The organism is Endozoicomonas sp. SESOKO2 (genome assembly GCF_024606245.1).
In the GTDB taxonomy this organism is placed as follows: Bacteria; Pseudomonadota; Gammaproteobacteria; order Pseudomonadales; family Endozoicomonadaceae; genus Endozoicomonas_A.
In genome coordinates this window covers 1-7808 of record NZ_JAHHPQ010000294.1, presented here as the reverse complement: position 1 = coordinate 7808, position 7808 = coordinate 1, and the positions used below count along the sequence as shown (strand labels likewise).

General features: G+C 45.7%; 12 protein-coding genes. 7 read left to right on the top strand and 5 right to left on the bottom strand.

Annotated elements, in window-relative coordinates:
• The 3 genes from KDK17_RS06785 to KDK17_RS06775 form a co-directional block, all read left to right on the top strand.
• On the top strand, positions 1-576 hold a 576-nt coding region (locus KDK17_RS06785; RefSeq protein ID WP_257287674.1), incomplete at its 5' end, for an ankyrin repeat domain-containing protein.
• A 302-nt stretch (positions 577-878) separates the two neighbouring features.
• Entirely contained in the window at positions 879-1136 is a 258-nt protein-coding gene (locus KDK17_RS06780) for a type II toxin-antitoxin system Phd/YefM family antitoxin (RefSeq protein WP_257274407.1), read from the top strand.
• 1 nt (position 1137) lies between these two features.
• A complete protein-coding gene (locus KDK17_RS06775) occupies positions 1138-1578 on the top strand; it encodes a type II toxin-antitoxin system VapC family toxin (protein WP_257274408.1) in 441 nt (146 codons plus the stop codon).
• A gap of 104 nt (positions 1579-1682) precedes the next feature.
• Here KDK17_RS06775 and KDK17_RS06770 read toward each other — a convergent pair whose 3' ends face one another.
• Positions 1683-1973, bottom strand: coding sequence for a hypothetical protein (locus KDK17_RS06770; protein ID WP_257287673.1), 291 nt, complete (start codon positions 1971-1973; stop codon positions 1683-1685).
• Between the two features lie 120 nt (positions 1974-2093).
• Between KDK17_RS06770 and KDK17_RS06765 the strand changes: the two genes are divergently transcribed.
• Together KDK17_RS06765 and KDK17_RS06760 are read left to right on the top strand one after the other, a co-directional pair.
• Positions 2094-2360 carry a type II toxin-antitoxin system Phd/YefM family antitoxin gene (locus KDK17_RS06765; RefSeq protein ID WP_257254551.1) on the top strand — a complete coding sequence of 89 codons (267 nt, stop codon included), beginning with the start codon at positions 2094-2096 and terminating at the stop codon, positions 2358-2360.
• A complete protein-coding gene (locus tag KDK17_RS06760) occupies positions 2347-2721 on the top strand; it encodes a type II toxin-antitoxin system VapC family toxin (protein ID WP_257254552.1) in 375 nt (124 codons plus the stop codon). Before KDK17_RS06765 ends, KDK17_RS06760 begins: the two co-directional genes overlap by 14 nt.
• A gap of 86 nt (positions 2722-2807) precedes the next feature.
• Here the strand turns inward: KDK17_RS06760 and KDK17_RS06755 are convergent, their stop codons facing one another.
• Positions 2808-4769, bottom strand: a complete 1962-nt coding sequence (locus KDK17_RS06755; protein WP_257287672.1) for a choline BCCT transporter BetT — start codon at positions 4767-4769, stop codon at positions 2808-2810.
• A gap of 463 nt (positions 4770-5232) precedes the next feature.
• Complete coding sequence (locus tag KDK17_RS06750; protein ID WP_257287671.1) at positions 5233-5703, bottom strand: RING-H2 finger protein; 471 nt, start codon at positions 5701-5703, stop codon at positions 5233-5235.
• Positions 5704-5949: 246 nt separating this feature from the next.
• Here KDK17_RS06750 and KDK17_RS06745 point away from each other — a divergent pair, with 246 nt between their 5' ends.
• Together KDK17_RS06745 and KDK17_RS06740 are read left to right on the top strand one after the other, a co-directional pair.
• Positions 5950-6429 (top strand): MarR family winged helix-turn-helix transcriptional regulator, encoded by a 480-nt coding sequence (locus tag KDK17_RS06745; RefSeq protein WP_257274355.1) that lies wholly within the window; start codon positions 5950-5952, stop codon positions 6427-6429.
• An 81-nt stretch (positions 6430-6510) separates the two neighbouring features.
• Positions 6511-6852 (top strand): hypothetical protein, encoded by a 342-nt coding sequence (locus KDK17_RS06740; RefSeq protein WP_257287670.1) that lies wholly within the window; start codon positions 6511-6513, stop codon positions 6850-6852.
• On the opposite strand, the gene KDK17_RS06735 is transcribed toward KDK17_RS06740, so the two are convergent.
• Positions 6830-7099, bottom strand: a complete 270-nt coding sequence (locus KDK17_RS06735) for a hypothetical protein (protein WP_257287669.1) — start codon at positions 7097-7099, stop codon at positions 6830-6832. The genes KDK17_RS06740 and KDK17_RS06735 overlap by 23 nt on opposite strands.
• Positions 7096-7389, bottom strand: a complete 294-nt coding sequence (locus tag KDK17_RS06730; RefSeq protein WP_257274357.1) for a hypothetical protein — start codon at positions 7387-7389, stop codon at positions 7096-7098. Before KDK17_RS06730 ends, KDK17_RS06735 begins: the two co-directional genes overlap by 4 nt.
• Between the last annotated feature and the right edge of the window lie 419 nt (positions 7390-7808).

Below are 7808 nucleotides of genomic sequence, written 5' to 3'. Positions count from 1 at the left end.
AACGGGCAGACAAAGTTACTTGCCGTTTATGCCTTTCAATATGCAGTCATGAGAAAGTGTTGGTCATTTTGCAATGCTTTGTTGAAAGAAAATCCCCTTCTGGTCAGCGTTTTAAAACAATGCCAGACAGGTTCCAAGCTTATCATGGATGTAGTGACGAACTATCTTGACCCGGCAGCAGCAACGACGTATCTGGTGAATTTAAAAGATGCTAATGGGCGAGCACTTTTTAATCTCAACTGTAAGAATTTGATGGGTGAGACGCTCCTGATGCTGGCAATAAAAAAAGGTAATACCCATACCGTTAAGTCCCTTCTTAACGCCCCGGATATTCTGCGAAATATTAATGATAGCGTCGTCTGCCTATCGGAAAGACCCACTCATTGGACAGCATACACTTATGCTCACTACTACAGTGAGTACTATCAAAACCGCCATATCCTCAGAGAGCTAATGATGCACGGTGCAGAACATAGGCCTGCATCCAGGGTGAAAAAAAGGGAACCAGATAGTAGTAGCTATGGTCATTCCTACCATTTCGGTGGCTTCAGTTATGGCGATGATGGCGGTTGTTAGCCGAATTGTCGGAACATCAGGGGTCAGATCTTTAATCATTGCCTTGTACAGAGAAGGTCTGACACCTGAGGTGCCTGCAAGCATCCGTTATGACTACCTTACATCACGTTGTACGTCGGTAATCGTAAGTTTCTGTCTCTCCTTTAATAAAGGGACGGCATCTACTTTGGTAGGTGCTCAGTATTGGAAGCTCGCTCCTTTAGGGGCGAGTAGTTCACCAGGGAGTCCGGGAAGGACATTTTAGACCCTACCCAGTAATTATAGTAACATTACTACAATTACCGATGAAACAGGACAGAGCTATGTCACAAATATACAGTTCCAGAGAGTTTAACCAAAAAACCAGCGAGGCAAAGAACTTAGCCGAAAAGAATCCAGTATTCATTAGAACAAGAGGTAAGACCACTCATGTTCTTTTGAATATCGAGGAGTATCAAAGGCTCAAGGGCGAAAAGAAAAACGTTCTGGAAATGCTATCTTCGCTTGGAAGCAAAGAAGAGTATTTCGAGTTCGAACCACCAAAACTTGGAAAGATAGACCTTAAGCCTGAGGAGTTTTGATGTGTATCTATTGGACACCAATGTGATTTCTGAGCTGAGAAAAGCAGAAGCAGGAAAGAGCGATATTGAGGTGCTTAGATGGCTATCAAATACTAGTTTTTCTGATCTATACATTTCATCCATTTCAATATTGGAGCTTGAAATCGGCATTCTTCAGATGGAGCGAAAAGACAAAAAGCAAGGAGCATCTTTGCGATCATGGATGGACAAAAAAATAAAGGTTGCTTTTGAGGACAGAGTTTTATCTTTCGATGGTAAATCTGCAGTCTGTGCTGCCGAATTTCATGTCCCTGACCCTAAATCTGAGAGAGATGCAATGATTGCCGGCATAGCTAAGACAAATCAAATGCTGGTTGTGACTAGAAATGTCACCGATTTTTCAATGGTAAGAACCTTAAATCCTTGGGACTCAGGACAACATATTTTGACCCCATATCCATAAATATGTTTCTCGTACTGATCAATAATATCACCAATGACCTGATCTTTGGTCCAGCCCATAATATCGTAGTCCTGACTGCCCTCCCTCAAAAAGAATTATGTACGTTAGTACTTACTATCTTCATCATCAATGACAAAGCTGGACTGAACGTAGGAACGGGGGCTGACCTTGTAGAGAAAATCCTGTTCCTCACCATGAAACACATTCAGAAAGACAATGCTTTTGTTTCGGTCAAAGTCTATGCCGACTGCCACGCCCTGTTCTTCAAGCTCTCTGGACAGGGACTTTATGGCGGGTAACACCACACTTTTCATGAACCCCCTGACACTTTTGCGCTCTGGAATAATGAGTAATATTCTGCAATCGGGTTTGCCATGGAATGGAATCACTGGCATGGCTCGGAGCCAGGGTGGTTTGGGCCAGGCTCATTCCATATTGGAAGAGACTGAGAATTTACTTTTATATGTACGTAACTAAAATATAACGTACACACCTCAACAAAAGATAGGCACAACATGGCAAATCAGCAGAATGGACAAGAGCCAATCAACCTGACCAATCTCAGGAAAAACATCTACACCATCTTTGATGAGATCATCAGAACAGGAGAACCCGTGGCCATTGATCGTGGTGGTGTCAGCCTGACGATTAGCCTGACAAATAAAGGCTCTAAGCTGAAAAGACTGGAAAGTATGGGTGAGCAATCCATAATCATTGGCGATGAGGAGGGGCTGGAGAGTGAATCAGTGTTTAACTGGGAGCCTGAGAATGGTTTTAATTGATACTCATATAGCCGTCTTTTTACATTCCAGGCAAGTCAGAAAACTCTCTCCCGAAGTCAAAGTCATGCTGGACAACAATGATATCGTGCTGCCCGAAATGGCCGGGTTTGAGCTTCAGTACCTGTATGAGATCGGTCGAATTGCTGAGACGCCAGCCAATATTATCCAATTCCTTTATACCGAAATTGGTCTCACTATGTCGAAAACCCCCATGTCGAGGCTTGTGGACGAGGGCATTCTGCTGCCCTGGACACGAGATCCTTTTGATCGGCTCATTTGCGCTGATGCTCAGGTGCAGAATATTCCACTGATCACTCATGATCAGAATATTCTGGAAAATTTTCCTCAGGCTTGCCGCTGAAATGAACAAAGGAATAGGTATCGCAGGGAAATGCGCCCCGATTGAGAACCCATCAAACGACAGCTTTCCACCAGGGCGCCATTGAATCAGCGAACCATATGCAGAAAGTGCATATGTTTCTCGTACTGATCAATAATATCGCCAATGACCTGATCTTTGGTCCAGCCCATAATATCGTAGTCCTGACCGCCCTCCCTCAAAAAGACTTCTGCACGGTAGTACTTACTCTCTTCTTCATCATCAATGACAAAGCTGGGTTGAACGTAGGAACGTGGGCTGACCTTGTAGAGAAAGTCCTGTTCCTCACCATGAAACACATTCAGAGAGACAATGCTCTTGTTTCGGTCAAAGTCTATGCCAGTTTCCACACCCTGTTCTTCCAACTCTCTGGAGAGGGACTTCATGGCGGGTAGCACCACACTTCGCATGAAAACCCTGACACTTTTACGTTCAGGGAAGTGAGTAATATTCTGCAATCGGGTTTGCCATGGAATAGAGACATTGGCATGGCTCGGAGCCAGCGTGGTTTGGGTCAGACTCTCTTTTTTGGCGGTATCCAGTGCCAGTGCTTTTAGCAGTCCATAGCCGGAAACCAACAACACGATAGAAAATGGTAAAGCCGTAGCAATCGTGGCCGTCTGGAGAGCCTTGAGTCCTCCGGCAAGCATCAGTACCAGTGCCACCAGACCAATCAATGAAGACCAGAACACACGCTGCCAGACCGGAGTTTTCCCTTCACCCGCAGAAGCCAGCATATCAATCACCATGGCACTGGAGTCGGAAGAGGTGACAAAGAATACCACCACCATGATAATGGCAATTCCTGAGAGGAATTCTGTGGCCGGGAAATACTCCAGAAACTTGAAGAGCGCCAGCGAGACATCAACCTGAACAATATCAGCCAGGTCTGTCGCCCCATGATTCATAATCAGATCAATGGAAGTGTTTCCGAATACCGTCATCCAGATAAAGGTCAGGCAGGCAGGGACAAACAGTACACCACAGATAAACTCGCGAATGGTTCTGCCTCTGGAGATACGGGCAATAAACATGCCGACAAAAGGTGACCAGGACAACCACCACGCCCAGTAAAACAGAGTCCAGCCACCCATCCAGTCGGTAGGTTCATAGGCGTAGAGATTGAATGTTTTGTCGACAATATCAGACAGGTAACTACCAATATTCTGCACCAGTAACTGCAACAGTAAAATGGTAGGCCCGAGTATAATGACCATGGCCATTAGCAACAGTGCGAGCAGCAGATTGATCTCAGATAAACGGCGAATTCCTTTATCAAGACCTGAGGCAACGGACAAGGTGGCCAGAGCAGTAATTACAACGATCAAAACCACCTGGACATGGGTGCTTACATCGATATCGAACAGGTAATTCAGGCCCGAGTTGACCTGAAGCACGCCATAACCCAATGCTGTTGCCACACCAAAGGTCGTACCCAGAATGGCGAAGACATCAATGACATGCCCGATGACACCATGAATACGATCACCCACAATCGGATAAAGAGCCGAACGCAGGGTTAAAGGCAGATTGTGACGATAGCCAAAGAATGCCAGTATCAGGGCCACAATGGCATAGATGGCCCAGGCATGAAAACCCCAGTGGAAAAAGGTAATCCTCATGGATTCCCGGGCGGACTCAATGGATGCCGGATCGCCCACGGGAGGTGTCAGGAAGTGCATGACGGGTTCCGCCACGCCAAAAAACATCAGGCCAATCCCCATACCGGCTGAAAACAACATGGCAAACCAGGAACTAAAGCTGAAATCCGGCTCGGAATGGTCGGGGCCCAACTTGATATCGCCATAACGGGAGAGGCCGACAATAGCAACACCAATGAGGATGATGGCGACCGCCGTCACGTAAAACCAACTGGCATTGGTCATTATGCCCGTTTGCAGCATTGTGGAATAAAGTTCGGCCTGATCGGGAAACAGAGCCGTACAGACCACTATTAAAAGAATGACACTGGACGCGCCAATAAAGACGGGCAAGTTAAGACTGTGACGTGATTCTGAAGGGTCAGACATAAAATGGGAGGCTCCCGGAGTCAGGGTAGATGGTTATTTGGCTGAAGCTGTTTTAATTAAGTTGTTCAAATGAAGACTTTGGGACTACATCAATAATAGACAGTTTCAGACGAAAGAGCGGAAAAATGTTACATGTCTAATATTTAGTGGTCAAATTATGTTTGTTTTTCTGCTCCACTTGTGGCAAACAGTCGAGTCAAACATCTGGATACACCAAGAGATCACTATTTTGAGTCCTGTTATTGGAACGATGTTCTCGTTTCTTTGCGACAAGTCATCCGGCCACAGACCTGCATCCTAATGGTAACCCCCATTGATTTCTTTGAATCAGTGGGAGGATGTCAAAACTGACTGACCGACTCTCTGGCCAAGACACGCGCTCTGGCAGCAAGTAATGATGTTAAGGTGCCTGCAAAGGTGACGGAATCAGCGCCTCGGATTATTTAACGATACGAATCGTTGCCTACGTCTTACTGTTGTCTGGAGAGGAGCCTGACGTCCCCCTACCCAAGATAGCAGCAAAAGAAGCTGAGGCTCTTGAGCTGCCTGCTTCCAACCAAGCCGATGCAAAGGCCCGATCCTCCCAGTTCTGCCGATCCGAACTCTGACTGTCTGTATGGGAGTCTCCGGTCACACGGGTCGTAGCAGAAAGACTCGATGATAATGCTCTGGCTTGATTAATGGCTCTATCACTGACACTGTAAAGAAATACTTGAACTTCTCTTGTCGCGAGAAAGGTTTTGCAAGAAGGACAGGTTGAATTCTCAGATAGCCAGGGCTCCAGGCAGGCTTTGTGAAACATATGTTTGCATTTTTCGAGAACCATGACTTTCCTTCCGGCAAAAGTTTCTAAACAAATAGGGCAATCGTCGTCCGGCTTTTGATAAAGTGCTAACTTGCTATTTGGGCTGCTGGGTACTGTCATTTCGTTCATATCTTTTAGTCCTGTCTCTGTTTTTTCGGATAACTTAAGTTTTGGACTATCGTCTATCAATTTGGTTCCCTGTGCTTATTTTTTTGGTACGCCTGGCATGGGCATTAATTGGTCTCATGAACAATTTCAGGCGAAAGAGCGGGAAATATTATATGTCTAATATTTAGTGATCAAATTATATTTGTTTTTCTGATCCATTTGTGGCACATAGTTGGGTCAAACATCTGAATAGACCAAGAGATCCCTATGTCCGAATCCTGTTATTGGAACGATGTTCTTGTTTCTTTACGACAAATCATCCGGGCCACAGACCTGCATTCGAAGCGAATGATCAAAGTATGCGGGCTCACTATCCCTCAGGTGATGGTGCTCAGAGCAATAGAAACCCTGGGCGATGTGACAGTCAAAAGAATCTCCCAGGACGTATCACTGAGCCAGGCGACAGTAACGACCATCCTCAACCGTCTGGAAGACCGCCATTACATTGAAAGGGTCAGGAGTACCAGAGATAAACGTATTGTGAATGCCCGGTTGACCACCGAAGGAATGAGTGTTCTTAAAAGCACCCCGCCCCTGCTCCATGAAAAATTCATCGAGCGCTTTGAGTCTCTGGAAGACTGGGAAAAAACCCAGCTTCTCTCTGCCCTGCAACGGGTAGCTAACATGATGGATGCAGAAAGTATTGATGCCGCCCCGGTTCTGGATGTCGGTGTGCTGACTTCCTGAAAGCCGGTTAGCAAAAACGCCGTAAACCCTCGAAAGGGCGGGGAGTTTCACTTTGAACTCTTATTATTAGAGTTATAATCCATGAGCCTGAAATTTATAGTAAAAATCCCAACTACAAAAGCAGACATGAATAAGAATGACAGCTGCAACCCGATGCAAAATATTGATGGCATCATCAATCCTGATGTGGGTTTGGATTTGCCGGTCTCGAAAATGGCCTCCTTAAAGAACTTGTGGTTCAGAGGAGGCTATTTTTTACCCTGTACGATGGTTTCGCAAGAGTTCTTTCGAGCCGCACCATCAGAGACGCAACACATCAGAAAAAGCAGAGGTCTGGCTTCTGTGACTGGCCAGTGTTCTGGTAAGGTTACCGGAAACAATAAAAGCATCAGGCTAACCATTAAGACGGGAGCTGGCCCTTGAGTGTGACCACTTGTCCATTCTGAGCGAGCAATGACTCAAAATATCCAAAGTCCGGCAGTAATGGTATTTCTTTCTCTCTCAAGAAGACCGCTGCGAGTTCATCGAATCTTACTTGTTCCACGACAAACGCTTTTACCTTCGCCAAGAATTCAGGCTGAAACATCCACTCTGCAAGGTGGTGGGCCACGACAATGACCCCATCTGACTGTTTGTCTGCTTCTTGTTCATTGGCCACCCAAACTCTCATTGAAAATCCTTGTAGCTCACGCCAGAGGGCGGGGTATAAGGGTGCATCTGCTGGTAGCTTTGCGTTGCATCCAGGATGCTTTGCAATGCAGTCGAATGATCATTACTGACTTCGATTCTCATGGGAGATGCTTCCCGGTCTGTAAGACTTTTGCCTGTTTCCGAATGATCTGCACGTGGAATGGACGGTACAACGTCCGTTTGGGTATCGGACTTTGATACGCTATTCTGCATCAATCCAGGTACCGTGCCAGCCGGTGTGCTTAATGATGGTGTCATTCCATAACTCATAATATATTCTCCTTAATAATTTAAAAGTTTGGGTAGGCAACGGATATTAAAGTTCACGTCCACCTGAATACTTGGACAGGCAACGGACATTAAAGTTCACGTCCACCTGAATACTTGGACAGGCAACGGACACTCAAGTTCAGGTTATTCCTTTAAGACTTCGAAGTTTTTCCAGCGCAGCAAATTCGTTACTTCGCCATTAATGGGCTTTACCCTTCTTGCGAAGGTTTCTTATTGACATCTCCGTTTGTCGTTCCAAAGGCCTTAATCCTGAATTGTGGCAATTCTGGAGGAACTTTTGCGGAATGATTTGGTCAAAATATTAAATACAATGATTACAGCCAGCATTAGTTCAATGGAAAATCCTGGCAGCCTGTCGGACTTAAGCGTCCGTAGCGAGGATTGCAAGAAATTGAGGA

Excerpts from the sequence above, each read along its gene's own strand:
- KDK17_RS06780 (WP_257274407.1), top strand. The coding sequence starts at position 879 with ATGTCACAAATATACAGTTCCAGAGAGTTTAACCAAAAAACCAGCGAG.
- KDK17_RS06770 (WP_257287673.1), bottom strand. The coding sequence starts at position 1,973 with ATGCCAGTGATTCCATTCCATGGCAAACCCGATTGCAGAATATTACTC.
- KDK17_RS06765 (WP_257254551.1), top strand. The coding sequence starts at position 2,094 with ATGGCAAATCAGCAGAATGGACAAGAGCCAATCAACCTGACCAATCTC.
- KDK17_RS06760 (WP_257254552.1), top strand. The coding sequence starts at position 2,347 with ATGGTTTTAATTGATACTCATATAGCCGTCTTTTTACATTCCAGGCAA.
- KDK17_RS06755 (WP_257287672.1), bottom strand. The coding sequence starts at position 4,769 with ATGTCTGACCCTTCAGAATCACGTCACAGTCTTAACTTGCCCGTCTTT.
- KDK17_RS06750 (WP_257287671.1), bottom strand. The coding sequence starts at position 5,703 with ATGAACGAAATGACAGTACCCAGCAGCCCAAATAGCAAGTTAGCACTT.
- KDK17_RS06745 (WP_257274355.1), top strand. The coding sequence starts at position 5,950 with ATGTCCGAATCCTGTTATTGGAACGATGTTCTTGTTTCTTTACGACAA.
- KDK17_RS06740 (WP_257287670.1), top strand. The coding sequence starts at position 6,511 with ATGAGCCTGAAATTTATAGTAAAAATCCCAACTACAAAAGCAGACATG.
- KDK17_RS06735 (WP_257287669.1), bottom strand. The coding sequence starts at position 7,099 with ATGAGAGTTTGGGTGGCCAATGAACAAGAAGCAGACAAACAGTCAGAT.
- KDK17_RS06730 (WP_257274357.1), bottom strand. The coding sequence starts at position 7,389 with ATGAGTTATGGAATGACACCATCATTAAGCACACCGGCTGGCACGGTA.